Consider the following 22,704-nt stretch of genomic DNA (forward strand, 5'->3'; position numbering starts at 1 on the left):
TCCCTATTGACACTACTTTATGATTCCTAAGTTTGTGAGTTCTCTTTTGAGTTCTTTCTTAAGTTTGTCAGAGGGTTCGTGAAGTGGTGAGGCAACCGGTCCACAGTCAAGACCAATTATGCTCAAAGCATATTTCAGCGGACCTGGATTAATCTCCTTAAACAACAATTTGAACAGAGGGTAATACTTCATCAAAACTTCTGTTGCCTCGTTGTTTTTACCAACCGAAGCCTTTTTATAAATTTCGACCCATACATCCGGGACAAGATTTGCAGATGCCATTATACCACCTTTCATTCCCAATAGAATTTCCGAAGTGCACAGAAATTCCTCGCCGCTCAGCACTGTAATACGATCACCACATGTACGAATCAAATCAATTGCTTGACCTAGATTTGGAGAACACTCTTTTATACCAATGATATTCGGGCAAGCATCTGCTAAAGCTTTAACCGCTTCCGGTTGGATATTAACGTAGGTTCTATAAGGAATATTGTATATAAGCATCGGCATATTAACAGCAGCATCAAGCCGCTTATACCAATCAATCATCCCTTCCTGATCTGGGTGAATGTAATATGGCGTCACCACAAGAATTGCATCAGCACCAGCTGCCTTTGCCTTGAGAGCAAATTTAGTTGCTTCTCCAATACCCGGCTCCAAGACACCTACAATCACGGGGATACGCCCATTGGAATATTTCACTGCTGATAAAACAGCCTGCTCCCGTACTTCCATAGTTAATGCTGAGTATTCCCCTGTACCACCAAGAACCAACAAACTGTTAATCCCGCGCTCAATCTGAAAATCTATTAACCTTTTCATGGCTGACTCATCAATGGTGTATGCCTCAGTAAGAGGAGTGACAATTGCAGACATAATACCTGTTAAATTCATTTTTTGACCTCCACTTTTAAATTCTTTATATTTATTTTAATTTTGCCATTATGTTAGCTTGACATCATTTAGAAACGTTTCTATAATTATTATACTAGAGCCTTGCATATTTAAGAAGAAAGAAGTATTAATAATGAAATTAAGTATTTCTAATGACCGTATTTTTTGTGGAGGAATACAATGAAATTATCTAAATATGAAGTGTTTATAAAAGTTGTAGAGCTAGGAAGTATATCCAAAGCTGCTGATTACTGTATGTATACTCAATCTGCAGTAAGCCAGATAATATCCGGCATTGAATCTGAACTGAATATTATCTTACTTAACCGGAGTCATGCAGGTGTTTCACTTACTACAGAAGGTATGCAGATTTTCCCATTCATAAAAGAAATAGGATTAGCTTATAACGAACTATCTGATAAGGTGTTTAATTTACTTGGTACTGAAAGCGGCATGATCCGCATTGGATCTTACTCCAGTATTTCTTGTCACCTTCTTTCACCCATAATTAAAGCTTTTTGTAAAGAGTATCCGAATATTAAATTTGAAATACTGCAGGGAGATTATCGAAAAAATGAAAACTGGATTTCAGATGGTACTGTTGATATAGGCTTTGTCGCATTGCCTACAAGAAGTGAATTTGATATTACTCCATTTATTTCTGACATGATGCTTGCTTTATTACCAAAGGACCATCATATGTCTGAATATGACCGTATACCTCTGTCTATCTTTGCTGAGGAGCCTTTCGTTTATTTACATCAAGGTACGCAAAAAGAAGTGATAGAAGCCTTTAAAGCTAATAATATAACTCCACGAATTGAATACAGGACAGAAGATGATTATGTGGCAATGTCAATGGTAGAATCCGGATTAGGGATAAGCATTTTGTCTGAGCTTGTTCTCTATCGGACACCTTATAATATTGTAATAAAAGAAACGGACCCTCCCCTTTATAGAAATTTGGCAGTAGCAAAAAACTCCAAAAGGAAAACCGCTCTGATTGTTCAGTATTTTTTAGATTTTTTAAAAGAGTATCCATATACGAAGACAATAGAAAGCATACTCGCTTCACGCTTGAACATTGCCCAATAATGTTTTGGAGGGTTTAATTTTAAGAAAATATATTTTATTCCCTTGAATGGAAAGTTTAAGAGACTTTAAACACTACGATTGCTTTCTGCTATATAATTCAAAGGATATCTAAATTTCTACCAAAACTTGTATTTTGCTACAAATGTTTCAAACAAAGGGTCAATAGGGTTGTGTTTTTATAAGGTTTTTTTCATATACAGCATACCCGGAGCATACCCAAGTTTTTTATTTAAGGCAATCATATTGCTATTGCTATAATGAACTGTTGTTTCCACGGTCTTTATACCTTCAAATCTACACCATTCTTCCAATAAGTTTTTCAGGTTTGTTGCTATCCCTTGTCCTCTGCAGTCTTCTGCTGTATACAAAGATAAAATCATAACACTGTCCTGAACTTTTTCTTGTTTATATGCCCATATAAATCCATGTATATTATTTTGATCATCTTCAGCAACTGCAAGAAACAAGTCTTTATTACGAGTATTTTTAATTCTTCTTACAGTTTCATCAATATCTGTATTTGAAGCTTTATAATTATTTATCCATAATTTTGGTGTAAGATTATGCCATTTTGCAATTTTTATCAGAAGTAAGTCTAATTTATCGTCTTCATTAATGCCGTCAACTTCAATCTTTCCATAATTCATTCTAAATTTCTCCTAGTTAAATTATTAATAATGTTAACGAGCCGAATCCAGCTTATCTACTGCCTGCTGCAAGTTGTCTGCAAAAAAAATATCATTACCTCTGTTGCACTCATAAATAAAATCACGCAATGATTTACTTGTATACTTGCTGTAGTCACCAATTATAGCCAGCTTAAACTTATAGTTTACAATTTTTTGACAAATCTCACCTGCAATACCACTGCTGAGTATAAAGAATTCTTCGTTTATAGCCTTTTTATCTAAAATAATTCTATTGCAGTCTTTTTCATAGTTAATCGTCGCCATAAAATCCAGAGCTGATTGCGCGTCGTATATTAAGATATCTTCGCTCTCAATATATAAAAGGGAATTATTTTTCCCTAAAAATGTGTATTTCATTATTGATTATCTCCTTTCATCAGTAATATCAGCGATAGCTTTTCTCAAATCTTGAATCCATCTAAGTTCATTTTCGTATTCTCTTCGAATATTGTCGTTGATAAAACTCCATATAATTGTTTCCACGGGAGTAGATTTGTTAAATAAAATATTTGGATTCTGCTTTTGATTTTCCTCCATTAACAACTGTATCCTTACTTGATTTTCATATCCATCAAGCATCATGTTCAATTCATCCGTATTAAGTTGCTTAGACCACGCAAGTTGAACAAGAAAAGGCTTCTTTATTTCAATGGGTTCAGATGGTGAAAGCATCCATTCTTTTAAAGCAGCGAGTCCTTCTCCGCTTATTATATAAATTTTTTTTGTCGGTGAGCCTTCCTGATGCTTGACTACATTGGTTACCAAGCCTTTATTAAGCAGCTCCGTTAATGATTTATATACTTGATTATTATTTCCAGACCAATACAAGAACGTTGAATTTTGAATGACCTTTTTTATATCGTACCCTGTCATTGACTTGTAGCTTAATATACCTAAAATTGCATAATTAATTGACATATTGCACCTCTTCTCTCGATATCATATGTTAACAATAACATATGATATCGAGAAAGTCAATAAATAAAAACAAGTTTATTGTAATCAGCCGAACAAATTGCATGAAATTTATGCTAAACGAATTTTTTATAATATATTGGTTATAGTTCCCAATAAGAATTTTACAGATTTCTCCCGAGGGTATAGTCGGAGATTATCCGGTAGATTATGACGAATTAGTAATAATTAAAAACGATGGAACAAATATAATAATTGATGTTAACAGTGAGAAAACAGATATCAAAACTGTTTATCTGTCAAGATTAATCAGACAGGATGATACAGGAATCTGGACAGTGACAGGATATGATAAATAAAAAAACACCCACCGCGAAATTGTAGATTTCTGGTGGGTTCGGGAATCTTAATCTAAAATAAAACGGTTATAGGCAATCTTTTTTCCTGTAGCCGTTTTAAAATTTTCATCTATGAATTCTCTTATTTAATCTCAAATTCTTCCGTTGACTGCAAGCCATTCCAAATACGCCCATCAGATCGATAATATAATCTGTTTACAGAACCGTCCGTCTTTGTAATATCTATAACAAAAACCTGACCTTCCTCTATCAGCATAGGGTATTCGTCATAAGGCAGCACATCACCTGTTTTCTCATTATCCTTAAAATCTTCATAGGCATTTTCCAACCGCCAGAATTCACGATATGCATAATCTTTAAATCCTGTTAAATCTTGTTTGCCAAAATAGGATGCTTCATAATTTTTTTGATTAATTGTAAATGTATCTGTTCGGGAAGGCTCAATATCTTTAGCTAACCAAGATAAATCTTCGGAATATATGTTGTCGCCGTAACGTTCCTTTAATTGACTTGCCATGTTGGGTACAGATTTAGTCATATAGTCCATTGCACCAAAATCTGTATGAGCACCGCCATAAATACCCATAACATTTTCATCCTTCAGCTTGTCAAATTCACGTATAAAATTCTCCGCCATCTTGTTTTCGCGATATACATCATCTGAGTGCTTGTAAAAATACCTGCCTTGCTTGATAGCTTCCTGCGTCAATAAATATTGCTCGGTGTTTTCTAATTTATTTTCTTTAAGATACTTTAAAGCTCTCTGCCCTGTAGTATTGTACTGGTGACCTACATCTGTACCGTGAAAAATCGTTTCGGGATACTGACTTTTTATTTTCTTATAAAATTCCTTAACATACGGATTATGTGCCGCTGATCCTTCCCAATCATTATATATTTCCTCAAGTATATCATCACCGTCAGACTGCATCCACAAATTTAAAAGCTCTGCGGTATAATAGGGATATTCGATAAATAAATGCCGCATATTATCCTTATGATAATATTCACCCCATATCTCTAATTCTTTTTCCAATATTTTTTCAACACCGTGGTGCTCTCCATACAGGTAAATCAGACCTTCTGATTTATCCAAAGGTGTTACTGCATCTACCGGTTCATTGCTGACAGGACAAGCGGTCAATACCGACAGTATAATTAATACAAAGACAAACTTAAAGATTCTTATATTTTTCATAAGCTCCCCCATAAATATTTTAGTATACTTAATACATCTCAAAATATACCAATTAATAATATTAGTATATATCAAAGACATTTGAATTTCCACCACAACTTGTAATTAATCCTCTAGTAAATCATATGAGCCGCTTGCTTTATCATACAGATCAAGCAGGCGGCTCATCAATGGTTGTAACAAATTAATATCAGCTGTTTTGTAAAAAATCTATCTCTCTTTAATTTCCAGCGTCTATACTGTCAGTTGAATAATAGTCAGGTTTGCCTGAACAGGACTGTTTCCATAAAACACTTCAAAATTACTTCGATTAACAAGTGAAAATACTGTTGGTATTGTGGAAGCTATAATCAAGGCACTTCCATTCAGCTGAAGATTCGTAACAGGAAGAGGAGACTGTGCCGGTATTACCGGACCGCCTTGAACCTCTATATTGAAAGCAACCATGGGTTCAGGACCTGCGCCACCCGAACTAATCCACCATGAAAGATAATAGTTTCCCAATGCTGCGAGTGTGAATTCTCCGGTAACGGAATCATAGCTTATATCGGTACTAGAATCGCTCAAAACCGTATCAAATATAACATTTGCACCGTCAGCAACAGTTCCGTCAATGGAGCCTGTTAGCTGAACCTGCATCCCGGCCAACTGCCTGGGAGGACCAGGTTCTCCCTGCGGTCCCTCTGGACCCTGTGCTCCTGTGGCACCCGTTGCCCCGACTTCTCCCTGGGGACCTTCCGGTCCTATGGGTCCTATTGGGCCTTGTGGACCCGTTTCTCCTACCGGACCTTGGAGTCCTTGCGGGCCTTGTGGACCTTCTGGACCTGTTTCTCCTGCCGGACCCGGCAAACCTGTTGGACCTTGCGGACCTGCCGGACCTATTGGGCCTGTTGGACCTTGGGGGCCTACCGGTCCTGTCTGACCTGTTTGACCCGCCGGACCTTGGGGACCTACCGGGCCTGTCTGACCTGCTTGACCCGCCGGACCTTGGGGACCTACCGGACCTGTTTGACCTGTTTGACCCGCCGGACCTTGGGGGCCTGCCGGGCCTGTTTGGCCTATCGGTCCCGCTGGACCTGCTGGGCCTTGCGGACCTGTCAGACCTTGCGGACCTGCCGGACCTGTTTGACCTACTGATCCCGCTGGACCTGCCGGACCTTGCGAACCTGTTTCTCCTGCCGGACCAGGTGAACCTGTTGGACCTTGCGGACCTGTTGGTCCAGGTGGGCAGACACAAAAACATGGTTGATGCAGGCATTTTGGACAAGGATTCTGGGGACAAGGTCTCCTGTATATATCTGAATATTGATATTGTTGTTCGTTATAAAAATTTTTCGGTATCATATATGAATTATATTTATTTTCTTCACTATTATTATCCATATTTGCACGCTCCTTTTAATTATTTAATTTTATATTTTAAAATAATACTAATTTTTAACAGGACTTTTGCCCAAATTATAATTTTAGTTTCCAATAATAGTGTATGCCCCAATGATTCAGGATGTGTATACAAGCTACACTTTTTCTTTAACAAAGACTGTATTCTAATAATATTTTTTTATGAAGTTATAAAAATTCATTAAATTAATATTGACTATTGCAACAAATAGCAGTAGAATTTTAAAAATCACATAGGGGGATAATTATGGAAGACTGCATACGTATTGTTCGGGAACATTATGACAGTGATGTGCAATATGAGTGGGACAGACTCGAAAGGCATCCTTTTGAATTTGCAATAACTACAAAAATGATGGACAGATATATTAAGCCCGGTGACAGAATTTTGGATATAGGCGGCGGACCGGGACGATATTCAATTTATTATGCCAAAAATGGCTGCGACGTAACTCTCGTTGATTTATCTGAAGAAAATATAAAATTTGCACTTGAAAAATCTAAAGAAACGAATGTGAATATTAAAGCTGTTTCAGGCGATGCAAGAGAAGTAAGCAAATTTATAAAGGGAGAATTTGACCATATATTTGTTATGGGACCCATGTATCATCTGCTTGAAGAAAAGGATAGAATCAAAGCTTTAAACGAAGCCATGTCCTTGCTGAAAAACGGAGGACTGATATACGTTTCTTTTATTCTTATGTTTGCCGGTATGATTTTTTATATGAAAAGCACTCCTGAAATGCTGCTCTTGGAAAGCGAGCAAATTTTTATTGATTCTGTCTTAAGAGGAAACTCCTATGCCGGGGATGCATTTACAAAAGCTTTTTTCATTGACCAAAAAAGTATTATTCCGTTTATGGATAAGTTTAATCTTGAAAAGAAGCATCTTTTCGGTCAGGAAGGCATTCTTGCTCCATGCGAAATAAATTTACTTAATCAATCTCAGGAAGCAATAGATAAATGGACGGCAATTGCGGAACAATTATGTGAAAGAGATGAATTGTTAAGTTATTCCGAGCATGCAATGTATATTGGGAAGAAAATTTAATAATAAATATAAAATAACTATAGGGGGATTATATGAAACTAATAATTATCTTCGGACCACATGCGGTAGGCAAAATGACGGTAGGTCAGGAGCTTTCAAAAATTACTGATCTGAAATTATTTCATAACCATATGACAATAGACATCGTGAATGATTTGTTTGAAAATTTGCCTGAAGAAAAAAGCAGATTGATTAATTTATTCAGAAAAGAAATATTTGAAGCGTTTTCAGGCAGTAAAGAATATGGAATGATTTTTACATACATGTGGGCATTTGACAGACAGGAAGATTGGAATTATATTAATTATGTTGAAGAACTATTTGCTTCCAAAGGCGCAGAAGTATATTTCGTCGAGTTAGAGGCAGATTATGAACTGCGAATAGAAAGAAATAAAACTGAAAATCGTCTGCTCAACAAACCTACGAAAAGGAACTTGGAAAAATCAGAAGCTATATTCAGAAGCTTAGAATCAACATACCGCCTGAATTCATATGAAGGTGAAATAAAAAAAATAAATTATATTAAAATAAATAATACAAATTTTTCACCGGAAGAAGCAGCTTTGATTATTAAAAATAAATTTTCTTTATGAAAAATTTGAGAGATAAAATCAGAGAGGGATCAGAGAGTACGTTTCGAGACCGGCGAAAAAGCAGTTCCTGCCGGCCTTTTTCGTCTCTGCCCTGCCTGCATCTATGCGGGCAGGGCTTTCAATCTTTTATCCCTCAATATGTGTTTTTAAAATTTAATATAATTACTTATCTGTAACTGTCAGTATTCCTGCACAATGCGATATTTTAATATATGTGCAATAACACGTATCATTAAGACTTTTCATTACTTCATCTGCAATAAAGTAAACCTCATCGTTATCCCAACTATTTTTATATCTGTTTTTACCTTCTTCTAATTCTTCCCTTGTTTCAAAAGAAACATCTCCGATTAATATTTCTCCATTTGTATTTAACAAATTTGACAGAGATTTTATAAATTTTATTTTTTCTTCATCCGTTAAGTGGTGTATTGCATATGTACTGATTATATAATCAAATTTATGATTTTTAATTTCGTCAGGCAAACCCTTTATAAAATCCCAATTAATCAATAACGCATCGGGCATTTTCTTTTTTGCTATATCTATCATATTACTTGAAAAATCAATACCCGTAACATTACATCCAACATTATATAATTGAGTTGTTAATATGCCTGTACCAAATCCTATATCTAAAATACCGGGATTATTCTGTTTCATTACCCGGTTATAAATATAGTTTAATACATCCTTATAGCCTGCAAACGGATATTCATTGTTTTCCTCACTAATATTTACAGTCTTATCATAATCATCAGCCCATAAATCAAAACCTTGATTATCTAACATTTTATTTTTCTCCTCATTTTAAATTTGAATCATTGATTCGTTATATACTGCTGTTACCCGACAAATGGATATACCGATAAACCATGTTTAATACAATAAGCATACAGTTTACCGCCTATAGATATCGGAATCCTGCATGTTGGACTTTGTTCAGGATACAAACGATTTAAAAATACTCTGTCACTTTTAACACAGGCAACAAAGGATATATAATGCTCCTTGGTCATGGGATGTTCAAATGTAACAAAGTAATCGGTGTCCATTTCTTCTGCTGTTATTTCAGGTGCATCGGACGTATCCCCCGGCAAGAGATATTCTAATTTTCTGCCGCAGCAAAAGATGGATGCACTTCCTGTGCTGACTAAGATATTTCCGCAGGAAGGACATACATAAAAACGCACTTTGTCAATGTTGCCGCTGTCCGGCTTGTTTGGTGTAATTTCACCTTCCATCATCTGTTTCATGTCAACGCCCAAAATAGCAGATAATTCCGGCCATAGGGACAAGTCGGGACACCCTGAACCGCATTCCCATTTTGAAACAGTTTTATTTTGAATACCCAACGCATCTGCAATGTTTTTTTGTGTAAGGTTTTTTTCTTTCCGCAGTTTGGCAATCAATCTGCCTACTTTCACACAATCCATGTCTCCACCTCCATTCTGCTTATTATATCATATCTGAGCCGAGTGCAGCGCAAGCTCGCTTGCATTGCCGAGGCGATGGTATGATATATGTATTATAACATATACTTACAGGAATCTTGCGATAATTTGTACCAATCTTGCCGGAAGCTGCTTCAAATCAGTTATATCCAATGTATTTTCAGCTCCGTAAAGCTCACGGATATCCTCTTTATCCTGTCCGATGGCTGCGGCAAGGAACTGAATTCCTTTTCGCCTGAATTCCTGCAATGTATCTTTCATATCACGAGCCGCTTTTTCTCCAGAGTAATCGGGCATTGCCTTTGGCTGACCGTCGCTGATACTGATTACTAATTTTGTTTTTTGCGGTGCTTTAATCAATCTGTCGCTGATAATGCGCAGTGCCATGCCATCCCGGTTGTTGCTGCGGGCTTGAATGTTCATAAGAGCATATTTTTCGTCCGCATCCTTACTTTCAAAGTCTACATATGCATAGATGGACATTTGTTCCAGCTTGGAGCGGTCTGCCGTATCTCCGTAAACCATTATGGGAATACCGCAGCCTGTGCAAAATTCATATAAAGCTACGGCTGCCTGTTTTGCTGCATCCAAGCGACCGAAGGCTGACATGGATGCTGATTCGTCAATCCTGAGAGCAACCGCAAGAGAGGGTTCTTCCTCAGGCGGGCGCTTGCGGGCAAATACGCGAAAATCCATGGAAGCAGCTTTATCGGCACAAAATTTTGTGCCATAAAGCTGAGACTTAGCAAACTCAGAGGAAACCTCATGCTCTAAAAGCGGATTTGTTTTACGGATCAATTCCCGAATTACCAGCATCAATTCAGAAGACATGCTGTTATATTCTTCCCTGTCTTGAGCTGCAGCTTCCGGACGATGTACAATAAGCTTAATTTCTTCATGGCAGCTGCCCTGAACACTTTTTCGGGCTTCTTTATTTAATTGTTTGCGAAACTCTCTTTTTTGTTCGTTTGTAACGGGTTTATCGAGCTCATGATAAAACGGGGTGCCGTTTTCTCCATTATCATTGCTTGAAACATCAGTATTTTTATCGCTGCTCGCATCCGAATGACCCTCACTGTCTGCTGATTTTCTCAGACGGATTGCATTCTTGCCGGCTTTATCTGTTTCTGCAGAGTATTCTCCATTTTCGGAAATCTGAAGCTCCATTACTTCCGGATTTTCTCCTTCCGAATGGGAATGGCACATATTATCTAATTCTTCCAGCTTATCTTTCAAACCATGACTTACCAGTGCCTGCTCTAAAATAGCAAGTTCCTGCGAGTCAGTTGTAATCTTGTAGAGTACTTTATAGTACAAGGAGTGACCTATGGATGCACCGCCGGCAACCGTATCAACCCAAAAGATATATGACCGCATACCGGCAACACCCTTAATTGCATTGGCCCGCGCTGTCTCATCCAGCAGAATAATCGTATCAGCTAAAATAGAAAGTACATTTTCGGATTGATATCCCGTCTTGGCTTGGGCTCGTTCCATCATAACTTCCTTTGGCGGTAAGTCTAATTTTTCAGCATGCTGAACTCTGTCACGCAAAGCTTCATTTAAAGGGCGGTATCCGTTGTAGCCGCGGTTTGTTGTAATAACAGCAATAAAATCCGGATGCCTGCGTATGACACGCGTCGGTAGGTTTAAACTTCCGTCCGGCTCTAATGCGGAATTCAGAGCCATTAAAACAGCGGCATCACGAATAACCGTCGGTTCCTGAATTTCCAGCAACCATCCGTTTTCATATGCACGGACAATTTCCGATGGATAATACTTGTATTCAACAGTATTTGATTCTGATTCATCCTTTTCGGACAATACCGGCAATATGGAGCCTAACACATCAGATTTATCCATATCTGCAAAGCAAGTTACCTTTGTATATGGCAGATTAAAATTAGAAGAGAGCGCTTTGGCAATTTGGGTTTTACCCGATCCTGCGTCTCCTTCCAATAAAATTGTACTGATTTTCATTTCACCGCGATTCCAGTTCTTTACTACTTCATGATATATACGTTTTTCTGCTTCACTATCAATGTGTGAAGGCGGTTTTTGCCACACGAATGACTGCTCTATATCTGTCAGCTTTCTTTCAGGTGACAAAATACAATTTTGTTTCATTTAATACAACTCCAATTCATTTAAGATGCGGATTAGTGTCCGCTGGCGCTCGCCGATTAATTCTCCTAAATCATTCAGGCTCTGTGCAAATTTCTTGATGTCATCATTGATATTTTGATTGTCTACACAAACCTCTACCGGCAGCACCCCGCCCTGTACTCCAATTCGTTCAATTGTTGGTTTTTCGGGGTCATATAAAAGAGGGAACCTGTATGCCTCCTTGAAGTAAAGCAGTGTCTTAGATAATAATATCATCAGGTCAAAAACCTGATGGATTGGCAGCTCCTCCGCCAAAATCAATTCGCCGTCTTTATCTGTTTTCCATATCTGAGTGGCAATCTCCATTTTTTTATTTTCTTCCAGCACAGGCTCACCTAATGTTAAGCGTTTTATATCAGATTGGTAAGCATTTCTTCCGTCTATACGGTCATAGCCGTTTGATGCAATAACTATTTTCTCATTCATTTCCATATCCTCCTTGCCCTTGGATCAGAAGCGAGGCATTCTTCTCTTAATTTTTCTAATTCCTCTGTATGATCTTCGTTTGGATCATCATATTTTAGTACCTTTATAACTGATATTTCAAAGCTTTCACGACCATATTTATTCCAAAGCTCCTGCAATTGCTTATTTGGATGCATATTTGATGACAATTTTGCATTAGCACTGTTAAAATCCGCTCTTGTATCCTTAGATATGCCTAAAAATACATCACCCGTATCCTTGCATCGGTAAGAGAACACTCCCATTTCCGGCTTCCTGTTTTTATACATTTCCAAAAGTTCTTTTTTTCTTTTTATATCCATTGTTTTCACCTCGGCATTATTATATACTAAATTACTCAAAAAAAATAATCCACGCTCCGTAGACTAAGTTAAAGTATTTGTTTGTTTTTATAGCAATGGCCCCTCAATATGTTCCATTAACAATATAGAGGGGTCGTTATAATCCGCCTGACATGGGGTTATTCTTCAGATAATCTTTTTCTCTTCCATCCAATAGTTTTATAAACAAACAACCCATAAATACATACTATTAAATTACTGACGCTCATTGAAAACCAAATACCTGTCGGTCCAAAAGCAGTGTAATTTTTAAATATCAATATCATGGGCAGCCTGACAGCCCACAACCTTCCTATCTCCATGTACATGGAATATTTAGTATTTCCCGAGCCTTGGAATATTCCCTGGAACACACTGAACATTCCCATTAAGGGCATTGAAAATGCAACGTATTTCATATAATTTATACTTTGAATTATAACTTCGGGCTCATCTTTAGACTGAATAAAAAAATTCACAATTGGCTTATTGAAAATAAATATTATCACACCACCAATAACCCCGATAAACAGGGCAATCTTTGAGCTTTTTATAAAGCTTTCCGTCGCTCTGTCAAGTCGTCCGGCTCCCAGGTTTTGACCTACTACTGCTGTCAGGGCTGCACCTACGCCCATGGCAGGCTGCATTACCAGACTTGTTATTCTGTTTACCATACCAAATGCAGCCAATGTAGCAGTTCCATAGGATACAATAAAGCCATTAAGAAACATAAATCCGGTTGAAGCACCTGCTTGCCCAATCGATGCAGGTAACCCAACTCTTACAATTTCCTGTAATATATTTTTATCAGCTTTAAATCCTCTGAAATCAGGTTTTAAATTATTGCCTTCTTTGAATACAATTATAAATCCTGATAATGTCAACACAATTCTTGATATTACTGTAGCCCATGCCGCCCCTGCTATTCCCATATTGAACGTAAATATTAACACAGGATCTAATACCACATTTATTAATGCGGATATAGCGCTCAATATTGTTGGGGTTACAGTATTGCCCTGGGCATTCATCATGGAATTTATATTGAAAAATAAAAACATAAATGGCAAATCCAAAAATGATATTCTCAAATAAGTGTTTGCTAAATTAGCAAAATATCCTTCACCGCCCATAAGCTTAATTATATATGGACTTAAAATAACACCCAGTAATGTAAATACAATTGATAATATTAATGATGCTGCCATTAATTGAGAAGAGTATTTCCTTGCTTCTTTATATTTATCCGCCCCCAACAGTTGAGAAAGAAGTGAGGTTCCTGCAACCGACAGTCCAATCCCTAAAGCAACGAAAAGAAAGTTTATCGGCCAAACAAAAGAAGTAGCTGCAAAGTGAACAGAAGAAATCTTACTGACCCAAATTCCATCTGCCAAGTTATACAATGTTTGTATTATACTGTTAATCATAATGGGAATAGATAAGGTCAACAACACCTTATACATATCGCCCTTTTGTATTAATTCTGATTTATTCTGTGTCACAGACAGTCACCTTTCCAACGTCAAACAACAAATTAGTTCTATAGTTATATATATGTTTCATTTTATCATTATACTAATAACTATAACAATTTACAACTATAAAACCCCCTCGCTTCATTATCACCTTGCTTCTATATCCAAGATATAATCAATAAAATACAGTCCAATTTCCGTCATACGTTCATCATTTAGTAATTTTATATTGCTTTCAAGGTGGTATATACCTATCCCTACTGAACCTAGTCCAAGATATGTTGCAGCAATTAATATGTTTCCTATAGCTGCACTGCAACCTTAAACACTACGATTATTTTATCAATTTATTTAACTCATCTTCCACTATACTTTTATCTAATCTTTCGAATAAAATTTCTGTTTTTGGAAGGATATATTCGTTATCAATTGATTGCAATTTCCATTCATATTTTAAATTTAACCAATCTGTAACTTTTTCAGATGAAAATGGAATAAAGGGTGAAAGAAGGACGGCTAAATTTGCTATCAACTGAACACAATTGAAAATTGTGTTTTCACATGATGTGACATCACCTTTTCTTGTTTCCCATGGTTTTTCTGTATCAAAGTACTTATTACCATATCTTACAAGTTCAAATATTTCATCCAGAGCATCTCGCAAATTTGTATTTTCAATTTTATTTCCAATGCTTTCGAATGCTTCAGATATTTTTTGTGAGATATCACTTGTAATTGTGCCATTAGGTACTTTACTTTCGAAATACTTTTCAATAAAGACAAAATTGCGATTTACAAAATTGCCATATGCGCCTAGCAGCTCACTATTATGATTATTAAGATATTCAAGCCATGAAAAGTCTGCATCTCTTTTTTCAGGACCATTAGCAATAAAAAAATATCTCAGTGAATCAGGGTTATATTTGTTCACAATATCCTTAACCCAAATTGCCCAATTATTGCTTGTGGATATTTTTCTGCCTTCAAGGGTTAGATATTCGCTTGAAACAATTTCATCCGGCAGATGCCAGTTACCGCCGTTTGCAAATAAAAGCGAAGGCAAAATAATTGTGTGAAAGGGTATGTTGTCTTTACCATGAACATAATAATGCTTAGCATTTTCTCCCCATAGTTCTTCAAAACTTGTATTTCGATTTTTACATACTTCAAAGCTTTGGGACAAATAGCCTAATACATTTTCTGCCCAAATATATATTTTCTTATCCTCGTAACCCTCTTTAGGAACATCAATGCCCCAGTCAAGGTCACGGGTAATAGCTCTGTCCCGAAGTCCCTCGTTTATATATCTGTTAGAAAAAGCTGTTGCATTTTTTCTCCAATTAGAATGACTGTTCACATATGCCTTAAGTTTATCTTCGAGTTTTGAAATCGATATAAACAAATGCTTTGTTTCTTTAAATATGGGAGTACTTCCGCATACTGAGCAAGTTGGGTTAATAAGTGCTTCAGGCTCCAGCACTTTTCCACAAGCATCACATTGGTCACCCCTAGCATTTTTTCCGCAAGACGGACAAGCACCTTTTACAAATCTGTCAGCGAGAAATGTTTTACATTCCTGGCAGTATGCCTGAGGAACAGATTTTTCATAAATATATGGACTTTCATACATTTTTTCATGAAATTCTCTAACAAAGCTCTGATGCTCTTCACTTGAAGTCTTCCCATATAAATCATAACTGAATCCTAACTTTTGAAAGCATTCACAAAATTCATCATGATAAAAATCGCTGATTTCTTTTGGAGTCCTATTTTCCTGTTTTGCCCTGATTGCAACAGGTGTTCCAAAACAATCACTACCTGAAACAAAATACACGTCGTCACCTTTCAACCTATGATAACGAGCAATTATGTCAGATGACAAAAGCCCAGCCAAATGACCTACGTGCAAAGAACCATTTGCATATGGCCATGCACTTCCAACTAAAATTTTCATAAGTCTACCTCATTTCTTTTTTTGTTTGGATAACTTTAAAGTTAAAAAATTATAAAAAAACAGCCCTCCCTCCGAAAAATTACTTTTTCGGGGACGAGAGCCTATACAGTCTTGCAATGCAAGCTATAACTTCGTGTTACCACCCCAGATTCGCCTATACCTCACGATATAGACCTCATCAGCTGCAGGCAAGAAATGATTTGCCGAGAGCTTAACACTATTACGGGTGTACCCGTCGCAGCCTATAAGTTAAACTTAGTCGGTACGCAGCTCCAAGACCATGTTCAGCAAATTCTGACTTTACCCTTTCTCATCTACCTGGGTTCTCTGTAAAAGCATATTTTGCTTACTCTTCTCTTCATTGCCTTTTGGATATTGAATTTGATATATTATAGTATATTCTAATATAAGAATCAAGGTTTTATACTTAATAGAATAAATAATTTCTGAATGCAAGAAAACAAGACCATCTGTTTTATAAGTAACTTTCTTAGCAATCTGTTGAATAGTCATTATTGATTATTCAACATTAATAATTTCATTATACCTTTGTATTAATTTCTCCCAATCAGAATTTTGTTTGTCATAAGTGCTAAGTATTTCTTTAATCTTTCCGCTGATTCTTTCATCAATTATTTTATTTCTTTGTAAATTAATATCCAATGCAACTAACAGTATTTTAACCATGTCTAATTCACTAACTTTAATTTTGACCAGGTAATTAGGAAACAAATTCGAGGGATACATTCATTTTATAATTTATGCAAAAAACTTGAATTAAATGAAACCCTCCGCCTATAGAGGCGGAAGGCATAACAATTTAATTATATTGTCTTGGCACTTGTTGCATCTCATGCTTTGCTTGAATGATCAATCCAGTTCTATACTCCAATCTCCAAAAAGTACAGACGTCGGTGATTCAAAATATATTGAGAATCTTTTGCTCACATCTTCTGCACTCGTTCTCAGTTCTGTATAGCCGGTATCCTCATTCGGACCCAGACTATAGCCTGAAATTCCGCTCACGCTTACACCTTCTAAAAATTCATCCTCCGGTGAAATGCATTTTAAATTGATTATCAATTCATTTCCCTCGCGCCTTATGTCAACTACATGCATCTCAAAATTTCCTAAGTGTAATATTTTGTCAATATTTTGTGTCTCCCCATCCTGTGGCTTAGTAATCCTTAGTTTTTCTGTTTTTACATTGGGATATTTTACATTTACATATGGCAATACAAGTTTCAATCCTTCCTTATCCAATGTATCAAAATATATGTCTGACATTGATCCTCTGTACGATGATGGCAAATCCGGATATATTTTATTACCCGTGCTGTCAGTCAGGTACATGCTTATCTCTGCGTCGGGTGCAGAAAACCATGGACTTTGCAGCAGGCCTCTTCCCATAGGATATCCCTCTAATATTTTATCATCAGACCGATTCAGCAAGCTTATCATCAGTCTGTCTTCCATAGGTTTTTTTATGGCAACTATATCTATACCCTTATCACTGGCATGATTGCCCATCTGTAAAAAGTCTTCAACCTCAGTTGTTTTTTCCAAGGTAAAAGGAATCTCCAGCTCTCCAAGCAGCATGGAATATTTTACTGAGTCACTTTCTGTCTCGAAATAATAATCTGCATTCCAAAGCTCGGATCCATGACCTATGACCCAATGTCCCGGTGATGTAACATTTCCTTCTTCATCCTTTAACAGCATTTCATATCCTTTGTCAGCTACATAGTTACCCTGGACAGAAATGCTGAAAAGTTTGCCGGCTTTGGATGCCGCTTCTATTTTTACAAATTTGTTGCCTTCCTCATACAAAACAGGCTCCTGAAGTGCCAGCACACTTCCTTCTTCCTTGTCTATCAATACATTGTATCCGGGAACGTATTGCAATGCCCGTTTGATAGCAGCATCAACCTTATCCGGTCCAACTATGATTATTGAACTCATAATTATAACCAGAGAGGCAGCAACTGCTGTAAATATTTTTAAACGCTTGCTCTTTTTCGAGCCATGTTGTATTTTAGCCTTTTCAAATCCTGATTCTATGCTTTCGTCCAATCCTTCAGGGATGGGAATACTATTCAACATATCATTGAGTTTATCTGTCATACTAATCCCTCCTCTATTTTCAGCTTTTCCAATGCCCTGTAATACTTGCTTTTAACTGTGCTTTCAGGAATTTTCAGATTATCGGAAATCATTTCAAATGTGTACTCAAAATAAACCTTGAGAACAATGACATTCTTTTCGTCCATGGACAGAGATTTTAAGTTATCCATGAAAATATTCATGCTCTCCTTATCCTCAGCTTGCATTGTAATGACATTTGATAAGTCTTCCAACGAAATCAATTTATTTTTCCTCAGCAAATCCTTCGATTTATTTACAGCAATTTTTAATATCCATGACTTGAATTTATCCTTGTCCCGTATTTTATCCTTTGAAATATACGCCTGATATGCACTTTCCTGCACTATATCCAAAGCATCAGCCTCATTGTTGACATAGGTATAAGCTATCCTGTAAATATCATTTTTGTATTGTTTGAACAGCGCCTCAAACTCTTTTTCACTTATTTTAATTTTGCTGCACCTCCTGTCTGAGAAGTCCTTCTATACATAAGACGAAATAAAATCAAAAATAGTCTCAAATAAATTTAAACCAGAATATTACACCGTCTTCTTCATTTTTTACACCGTAGGTAAATCTGTGCAGCTCTAAAATCGTACGCACAATGGAAAGCCCTATACCTGTTAATTATCTTTATGCTTATATCATTTAAAGACGCATCTTCAATATTGATTTCAAAGGAAGCAGAAGACAGCTTTGACATTTCCAGCATCTTTTTTATCTTTTCTGTAAAATAATCTGAAATGATTTCCTTTATTTCCGGATCATCCTCAACTAAAAGAAGTTTAAATACCATATTTTCACCTCCGTGTACATAATACCATACAAATATATCCTTTTTGTATCCAAAATAAAAGAACCATGCTTACATAACTGCATGTAAACACGGTTCTCATAAAACAATTCTTATTTATTCAGATTAATTACAGTACGCCCTTTCAACTGACCCTTCAGCATAAGATCAACATTATCGCTTACTTCGTCCAAGGATATTTCTCTCGAATTATCCTCAAGATTTTCAGGCTTCCACTGACCGGCCATTTTTTCCCATATACCAGTTCTTATATCCATGGGGCACTCTACGGAATCAACTCCCAACAGAGCAACACCTCTCAAAATAAACGGATAAACGGTAACGGATATGGATGCAGATGCCACATTGCCGCAGCAGGTTACGCAGCCTGAATATTTTGTGGACTTTATGACCGCCTCTAAAATATTTCCTCCCACCGTGTCTATGACCCCTGCCCATTGTTCCTTGAGCATTGCTTTGTGAGAATTTTCAAGCAGTGCTTCTCTTGATATAATGTCCTTTGCTCCGGATTTTATCAGCATATCCCTTGCCTGTTCCTTTCCGGTCAAGGCTATTACGCTGTAGCCTAACCTGCTGAGAATGGAAACAGCCACACTGCCTACGCCGCCTGTGGCACCGGTCACCAATATTGGTCCGTCCTCAGGCTTTACTCCGTAATTAACAAGCTTATTAACGGATAATGCGGCAGTGAAGCCCGCCGTACCGTAAATCATGCTTTCCTTTAATGTAAGTGTGTCCGGAAGCGGTACAATCCATTTTGCAGGTACTCTTATGTATTCTCCGAAGCCGCCGTGAGTATTCATCCCAAAATCATAGCCTGTGATAATAACCTGCTGCCCCGGTTTAAATTGTCCTGATGTGTCGCTTACCACAATACCTGCCGCATCGATACCGGGTGTGTGAGGATACTTTCTTGTTACGCCTCTGTTGCCTGTTGAAGAAAGAGCATCCTTATAGTTCAGGCTTGAATATTCTACCTTTATGATAACCTCGCCCTCAGGCAGTGAGGAAGCTTCTGCATTTTCGATGCTTCTTTGAAAAGAACCGTCGCTCTGCTCTCTGACAACTATAGCTCTGAATGTTTCTTTCATTTTTAACTCCATACATTCCTCCGATTTTAAAAAGTTTGATATCAAACTAATTGTAGCATTTATTCTGTTTGATGTCAAACCATATTGTTTTTTATAGTATAATCATATATAATTTATTTATTGGAGGAATTATCATGAACGACAAATATATAATATACTTTATAAGCAGAACACGAAAAAAGATGCTGAAATTCCTTGAGCGCAAGCTTACAGAACATAACATGAACGATATTATCACCTCTCACGGTAATATTCTTACCGCCTTGTATAATAACGGAGGTAAGCTTGCTATGAACAAAATCGCCAAGCTGATAGGCAAGGATAAATCCACCGTTACCCCCTTAATCAATAAGTTATTGCAGCTCGGATATATTGAAAAAATTCAAGATGAAACGGATAAACGGATTACGTATATTGTTTTATCAGAGCAGGGTCATCAGCTAAAGCCAAAGTTTGACGCAATTTCGACCCAGATATATGAAACAGCATATAAGGGATTTACCAAAGAAGAAAAAGAAACCTTTTTGCGATTGTTAAAAAAGCTGAATATGAATTTTACCGAGCTGCCTGATGCATAAGCTAAGATATTGTCTTCAGATATTTTTCCAACCACATAAGAATTTCTTTAAGCCGCCGTATTTTGTGCTTAGGTGCACCTGAACGAGATAATTCATGACCTTCATTTTTGAATAAACACATTCTGCTTGGAACTCTCCTGCTTTGCAATGTCGAGAATAATTGCATGGCACCATGGATTGAGCATCTGTGATCTTCAAAGGAATGTAAAATAAGTGTCGGTGTTTTAATATTCAAAGCATATTTGAACGGAGACTGCTCCCACACATTTTCTCTGTTGCTCCAGGGATTTCCGCCATATGCTCCTATTGTACTCCATATGCTGAAGTCCGTTGCACCGAAGGATCCGTTTACATCAACAATTGATCTCATCGTGACGGCAGCCTTAAATCTGTTCGTGTGACCTATAATCCAATTAGTCAGATATCCCCCGTAGGAACCGCCCATAACTGCCAGTCTCTCTGAATCTATTTGAGGATAAAGGGATAAAATATAATCCGTGAATTCCATTACATCGGTATAATCGACAGTTCCTCTTCTGCCGTTTATATCAGCAAACCTTTCTCCTCTTCCTGACGAGCCTCTTGGATTGCAATAAAAAACAAAATACCCCTCAGAAGCAAGCAGCTGCATTTCATGACTGTATACGTATGAATAGCTGGTTCTCGGTCCTCCATGTATCTCCAACACTCCCGGATATCTTTTATTTTCATTGCAGTCACGGGGCTTTATTACAAAGCCGTCAATTCTTATGCCATCTGAATTTATAAATGAATGGGGTACAGGAGTAACCGCGTCTATATTTGTATCATTAAAATTACTCAATTTTTTCACTTCACCCGTTATCTCATCAAGCCTGTAAAGCTCTTGCAGATTATTTTCCAGCAGACCTGTTAAAAACACAGTTTTTTTGTTGGCTGCAAAGCAGTCAGCGGATATATTGCTTTTAGATAATCTCTCTTTATTTCTTCCGTTCCATACATTTATATAGCTTGTTTGCTCATATGTGGTCAAATAATATAATTTATCTCCGGACACCTTAAAGGTTGTTCCTCCGTTAATTCTGACATCGCTTGATATTTTTGCTCCGAAATCCTCGTCGTCATGTGAATAAGCCAGCTTCATTTCTCCGGTCCTTATATTAATAACATATAAATTATGGTTTGGAAAAGGACTGTATCCGTCCCAGGGATGTGCTGCAGCTATTAAGCTGTCTTCATAAAAATCAAGACCCATTATTTGATATTTGCCCCGTTCCAGAATGCAGGCTGTTTCGTCTTTTTCTATATCGTAAACGTAAATTCCATGCGATCTGTCATAAATCTGTTTATAGCATGAGCCTGAGAATGCAATACGCTTACCGTCCTCACTTATTGCGCTGTGGGAGGTCTCAAACAGAGAGTCTGTAATATTCTTCAGCTCATCGGTGCTTATCCTGTATAAGTATAATGAATTTCTTTTCTTGTTTACATATCCTCGAGAGTCAATGAAAAACGGAAGCTCGTCACACACCTCGTAATCTTGTTCCTCTTTGTATTCCATCAATCCCTTACGCTTATCATCTCCGGACATCCCTTCAAAATCAGGTCTGTAATTATCCCTGACGGAAGATATAAGTAATAAATCTCTGTCAACCTGCTTAGCTCTTGCATTATGTAAGGGAAGCTCAAACAATCTTTTCCTCTCGTCATAGCCGTTCAAAACTCCCTGTTTGTAAAATACCGTTAAGTATTCTCCCGATTTTACTCTTTCAACATCGGAAGGCTCACTGATTTCAGCATATATTACCGCATCACCTGAAATAAACGAAGCACTTTTCACCTTACCCGAATTCGTAAGCCGTTCCACACTATTACCGGCTGCATCGTACCTCCATATGTCAGATAAATAATTGTTATCTGACATATTCGGCTCTGTTACACAAAACACTACACAGCTGCCATCATCGTTAACCTCCAACGAGGACAGAGACTTATAATTTTTAAAATCATCAATCTTTATTTTATTCATAACACACCCTGTCTTTCTTTTGTTTATATTTGATTT

General features: G+C 37.1%; 23 protein-coding genes. 4 read left to right on the forward strand and 19 right to left on the reverse strand.

Annotation, left to right across the window (positions count from 1 at the left end; genetic code table 11):
* Nucleotides 1–12 precede the first annotated feature (12 nt).
* Entirely contained in the window at nt 13–897 is an 885-nt protein-coding gene (gene dapA, locus HZF24_RS13990) for a 4-hydroxy-tetrahydrodipicolinate synthase (RefSeq protein ID WP_179238963.1), read from the reverse strand.
* 180 nt (nt 898–1,077) lie between these two features.
* Here dapA and HZF24_RS13995 point away from each other — a divergent pair, with 180 nt between their 5' ends.
* On the forward strand, nt 1,078–1,992 hold the full coding sequence (locus HZF24_RS13995; protein WP_218835308.1) for a LysR family transcriptional regulator: 915 nt from the start codon (nt 1,078–1,080) through the stop codon (nt 1,990–1,992).
* Between the two features lie 176 nt (nt 1,993–2,168).
* Here the strand turns inward: HZF24_RS13995 and HZF24_RS14000 are convergent, their stop codons facing one another.
* The 5 genes from HZF24_RS14000 to HZF24_RS19375 all read right to left on the reverse strand — a co-directional run bounded on the left by HZF24_RS14000 (nt 2,169) and on the right by HZF24_RS19375 (nt 6,536).
* Nucleotides 2,169–2,639 carry a GNAT family N-acetyltransferase gene (locus tag HZF24_RS14000; RefSeq protein ID WP_179238964.1) on the reverse strand — a complete coding sequence of 157 codons (471 nt, stop codon included), beginning with the start codon at nt 2,637–2,639 and terminating at the stop codon, nt 2,169–2,171.
* Between the two features lie 33 nt (nt 2,640–2,672).
* Nucleotides 2,673–3,038 carry a DUF4180 domain-containing protein gene (locus tag HZF24_RS14005; RefSeq protein ID WP_179238965.1) on the reverse strand — a complete coding sequence of 122 codons (366 nt, stop codon included), beginning with the start codon at nt 3,036–3,038 and terminating at the stop codon, nt 2,673–2,675.
* A gap of 6 nt (nt 3,039–3,044) precedes the next feature.
* Nucleotides 3,045–3,599, reverse strand: coding sequence for a PadR family transcriptional regulator (locus HZF24_RS14010; protein ID WP_179238966.1), 555 nt, complete (start codon nt 3,597–3,599; stop codon nt 3,045–3,047).
* Between the two features lie 477 nt (nt 3,600–4,076).
* Nucleotides 4,077–5,153 (reverse strand): hypothetical protein, encoded by a 1,077-nt coding sequence (locus HZF24_RS14015; protein WP_246346153.1) that lies wholly within the window; start codon nt 5,151–5,153, stop codon nt 4,077–4,079.
* A gap of 234 nt (nt 5,154–5,387) precedes the next feature.
* Entirely contained in the window at nt 5,388–6,536 is a 1,149-nt protein-coding gene (locus HZF24_RS19375; RefSeq protein ID WP_179238967.1) for a collagen-like domain-containing protein, read from the reverse strand.
* A gap of 265 nt (nt 6,537–6,801) precedes the next feature.
* Here HZF24_RS19375 and HZF24_RS14025 point away from each other — a divergent pair, with 265 nt between their 5' ends.
* Nucleotides 6,802–7,605, forward strand: coding sequence for a class I SAM-dependent methyltransferase (locus tag HZF24_RS14025; RefSeq protein WP_179238968.1), 804 nt, complete (start codon nt 6,802–6,804; stop codon nt 7,603–7,605).
* Between the two features lie 32 nt (nt 7,606–7,637).
* A complete protein-coding gene (locus tag HZF24_RS14030; RefSeq protein WP_179238969.1) occupies nt 7,638–8,198 on the forward strand; it encodes an AAA family ATPase in 561 nt (186 codons plus the stop codon).
* Between the two features lie 162 nt (nt 8,199–8,360).
* Here HZF24_RS14030 and HZF24_RS14035 read toward each other — a convergent pair whose 3' ends face one another.
* The 12 genes from HZF24_RS14035 to HZF24_RS14090 form a co-directional block, all read right to left on the reverse strand.
* Nucleotides 8,361–8,990 carry a class I SAM-dependent methyltransferase gene (locus HZF24_RS14035; protein ID WP_179238970.1) on the reverse strand — a complete coding sequence of 210 codons (630 nt, stop codon included), beginning with the start codon at nt 8,988–8,990 and terminating at the stop codon, nt 8,361–8,363.
* A gap of 53 nt (nt 8,991–9,043) precedes the next feature.
* Nucleotides 9,044–9,634, reverse strand: coding sequence for a helix-turn-helix domain-containing protein (locus HZF24_RS14040; protein WP_179238971.1), 591 nt, complete (start codon nt 9,632–9,634; stop codon nt 9,044–9,046).
* 105 nt (nt 9,635–9,739) lie between these two features.
* Nucleotides 9,740–11,779, reverse strand: coding sequence for an AAA family ATPase (locus HZF24_RS14045; protein WP_179238972.1), 2,040 nt, complete (start codon nt 11,777–11,779; stop codon nt 9,740–9,742).
* Nucleotides 11,780–12,244 (reverse strand): DUF6530 family protein, encoded by a 465-nt coding sequence (locus tag HZF24_RS14050; RefSeq protein WP_179238973.1) that lies wholly within the window; start codon nt 12,242–12,244, stop codon nt 11,780–11,782.
* Nucleotides 12,241–12,585 (reverse strand): GIY-YIG nuclease family protein, encoded by a 345-nt coding sequence (locus HZF24_RS14055; RefSeq protein WP_179238974.1) that lies wholly within the window; start codon nt 12,583–12,585, stop codon nt 12,241–12,243. The genes HZF24_RS14050 and HZF24_RS14055 overlap by 4 nt, the downstream gene beginning before the upstream one ends.
* Nucleotides 12,586–12,743: 158 nt before the next feature.
* Nucleotides 12,744–14,105, reverse strand: a complete 1,362-nt coding sequence (locus HZF24_RS14060) for an MATE family efflux transporter (protein WP_322790745.1) — start codon at nt 14,103–14,105, stop codon at nt 12,744–12,746.
* A 307-nt stretch (nt 14,106–14,412) separates the two neighbouring features.
* Entirely contained in the window at nt 14,413–16,032 is a 1,620-nt protein-coding gene (gene metG / locus HZF24_RS14065) for a methionine--tRNA ligase (protein ID WP_179238975.1), read from the reverse strand.
* A gap of 519 nt (nt 16,033–16,551) precedes the next feature.
* On the reverse strand, nt 16,552–16,719 hold the full coding sequence (locus tag HZF24_RS14070) for a hypothetical protein (protein WP_179238976.1): 168 nt from the start codon (nt 16,717–16,719) through the stop codon (nt 16,552–16,554).
* Between the two features lie 183 nt (nt 16,720–16,902).
* Complete coding sequence (locus HZF24_RS14075) at nt 16,903–18,156, reverse strand: hypothetical protein (RefSeq protein WP_179238977.1); 1,254 nt, start codon at nt 18,154–18,156, stop codon at nt 16,903–16,905.
* Nucleotides 18,153–18,629, reverse strand: a complete 477-nt coding sequence (locus tag HZF24_RS14080; RefSeq protein ID WP_179239014.1) for an RNA polymerase sigma factor — start codon at nt 18,627–18,629, stop codon at nt 18,153–18,155. Before HZF24_RS14080 ends, HZF24_RS14075 begins: the two co-directional genes overlap by 4 nt.
* Nucleotides 18,630–18,730: 101 nt before the next feature.
* The gene (locus HZF24_RS19380; protein ID WP_322790746.1) at nt 18,731–18,973 is read right to left on the reverse strand and encodes a hypothetical protein; all 243 of its coding nucleotides are present in this window, start codon (nt 18,971–18,973) and stop codon (nt 18,731–18,733) included.
* A 110-nt stretch (nt 18,974–19,083) separates the two neighbouring features.
* Nucleotides 19,084–20,094, reverse strand: coding sequence for a YhdH/YhfP family quinone oxidoreductase (locus HZF24_RS14090; RefSeq protein WP_407695755.1), 1,011 nt, complete (start codon nt 20,092–20,094; stop codon nt 19,084–19,086).
* 122 nt (nt 20,095–20,216) lie between these two features.
* Between HZF24_RS14090 and HZF24_RS14095 the strand changes: the two genes are divergently transcribed.
* On the forward strand, nt 20,217–20,660 hold the full coding sequence (locus HZF24_RS14095; RefSeq protein WP_179238978.1) for a MarR family winged helix-turn-helix transcriptional regulator: 444 nt from the start codon (nt 20,217–20,219) through the stop codon (nt 20,658–20,660).
* Between the two features lies 1 nt (nt 20,661).
* Here HZF24_RS14095 and HZF24_RS14100 read toward each other — a convergent pair whose 3' ends face one another.
* The gene (locus HZF24_RS14100) at nt 20,662–22,668 is read right to left on the reverse strand and encodes a S9 family peptidase (protein WP_179238979.1); all 2,007 of its coding nucleotides are present in this window, start codon (nt 22,666–22,668) and stop codon (nt 20,662–20,664) included.
* Between the last annotated feature and the right edge of the window lie 36 nt (nt 22,669–22,704).

The sequence above is a fragment of the Sedimentibacter hydroxybenzoicus DSM 7310 genome (genome assembly GCF_013403245.1).
Lineage (GTDB): Bacteria > Bacillota > Clostridia > Tissierellales > Sedimentibacteraceae > Sedimentibacter > Sedimentibacter hydroxybenzoicus.

Excerpts from the sequence above, each read along its gene's own strand:
- dapA (WP_179238963.1), bottom strand. The coding sequence starts at position 897 with ATGAATTTAACAGGTATTATGTCTGCAATTGTCACTCCTCTTACTGAG.
- HZF24_RS13995 (WP_218835308.1), top strand. The coding sequence starts at position 1,078 with ATGAAATTATCTAAATATGAAGTGTTTATAAAAGTTGTAGAGCTAGGA.
- HZF24_RS14000 (WP_179238964.1), bottom strand. The coding sequence starts at position 2,639 with ATGAATTATGGAAAGATTGAAGTTGACGGCATTAATGAAGACGATAAA.
- HZF24_RS14005 (WP_179238965.1), bottom strand. The coding sequence starts at position 3,038 with ATGAAATACACATTTTTAGGGAAAAATAATTCCCTTTTATATATTGAG.
- HZF24_RS14010 (WP_179238966.1), bottom strand. The coding sequence starts at position 3,599 with ATGTCAATTAATTATGCAATTTTAGGTATATTAAGCTACAAGTCAATG.
- HZF24_RS14015 (WP_246346153.1), bottom strand. The coding sequence starts at position 5,153 with ATGAAAAATATAAGAATCTTTAAGTTTGTCTTTGTATTAATTATACTG.
- HZF24_RS19375 (WP_179238967.1), bottom strand. The coding sequence starts at position 6,536 with ATGGATAATAATAGTGAAGAAAATAAATATAATTCATATATGATACCG.
- HZF24_RS14025 (WP_179238968.1), top strand. The coding sequence starts at position 6,802 with ATGGAAGACTGCATACGTATTGTTCGGGAACATTATGACAGTGATGTG.
- HZF24_RS14030 (WP_179238969.1), top strand. The coding sequence starts at position 7,638 with ATGAAACTAATAATTATCTTCGGACCACATGCGGTAGGCAAAATGACG.
- HZF24_RS14035 (WP_179238970.1), bottom strand. The coding sequence starts at position 8,990 with ATGTTAGATAATCAAGGTTTTGATTTATGGGCTGATGATTATGATAAG.
- HZF24_RS14040 (WP_179238971.1), bottom strand. The coding sequence starts at position 9,634 with ATGGATTGTGTGAAAGTAGGCAGATTGATTGCCAAACTGCGGAAAGAA.
- HZF24_RS14045 (WP_179238972.1), bottom strand. The coding sequence starts at position 11,779 with ATGAAACAAAATTGTATTTTGTCACCTGAAAGAAAGCTGACAGATATA.
- HZF24_RS14050 (WP_179238973.1), bottom strand. The coding sequence starts at position 12,244 with ATGAATGAGAAAATAGTTATTGCATCAAACGGCTATGACCGTATAGAC.
- HZF24_RS14055 (WP_179238974.1), bottom strand. The coding sequence starts at position 12,585 with ATGGATATAAAAAGAAAAAAAGAACTTTTGGAAATGTATAAAAACAGG.
- metG (WP_179238975.1), bottom strand. The coding sequence starts at position 16,032 with ATGAAAATTTTAGTTGGAAGTGCATGGCCATATGCAAATGGTTCTTTG.
- HZF24_RS14070 (WP_179238976.1), bottom strand. The coding sequence starts at position 16,719 with ATGGTTAAAATACTGTTAGTTGCATTGGATATTAATTTACAAAGAAAT.
- HZF24_RS14075 (WP_179238977.1), bottom strand. The coding sequence starts at position 18,156 with ATGACAGATAAACTCAATGATATGTTGAATAGTATTCCCATCCCTGAA.
- HZF24_RS19380 (WP_322790746.1), bottom strand. The coding sequence starts at position 18,973 with ATGGTATTTAAACTTCTTTTAGTTGAGGATGATCCGGAAATAAAGGAA.
- HZF24_RS14090 (WP_407695755.1), bottom strand. The coding sequence starts at position 20,094 with ATGGAGTTAAAAATGAAAGAAACATTCAGAGCTATAGTTGTCAGAGAG.
- HZF24_RS14095 (WP_179238978.1), top strand. The coding sequence starts at position 20,217 with ATGAACGACAAATATATAATATACTTTATAAGCAGAACACGAAAAAAG.
- HZF24_RS14100 (WP_179238979.1), bottom strand. The coding sequence starts at position 22,668 with ATGAATAAAATAAAGATTGATGATTTTAAAAATTATAAGTCTCTGTCC.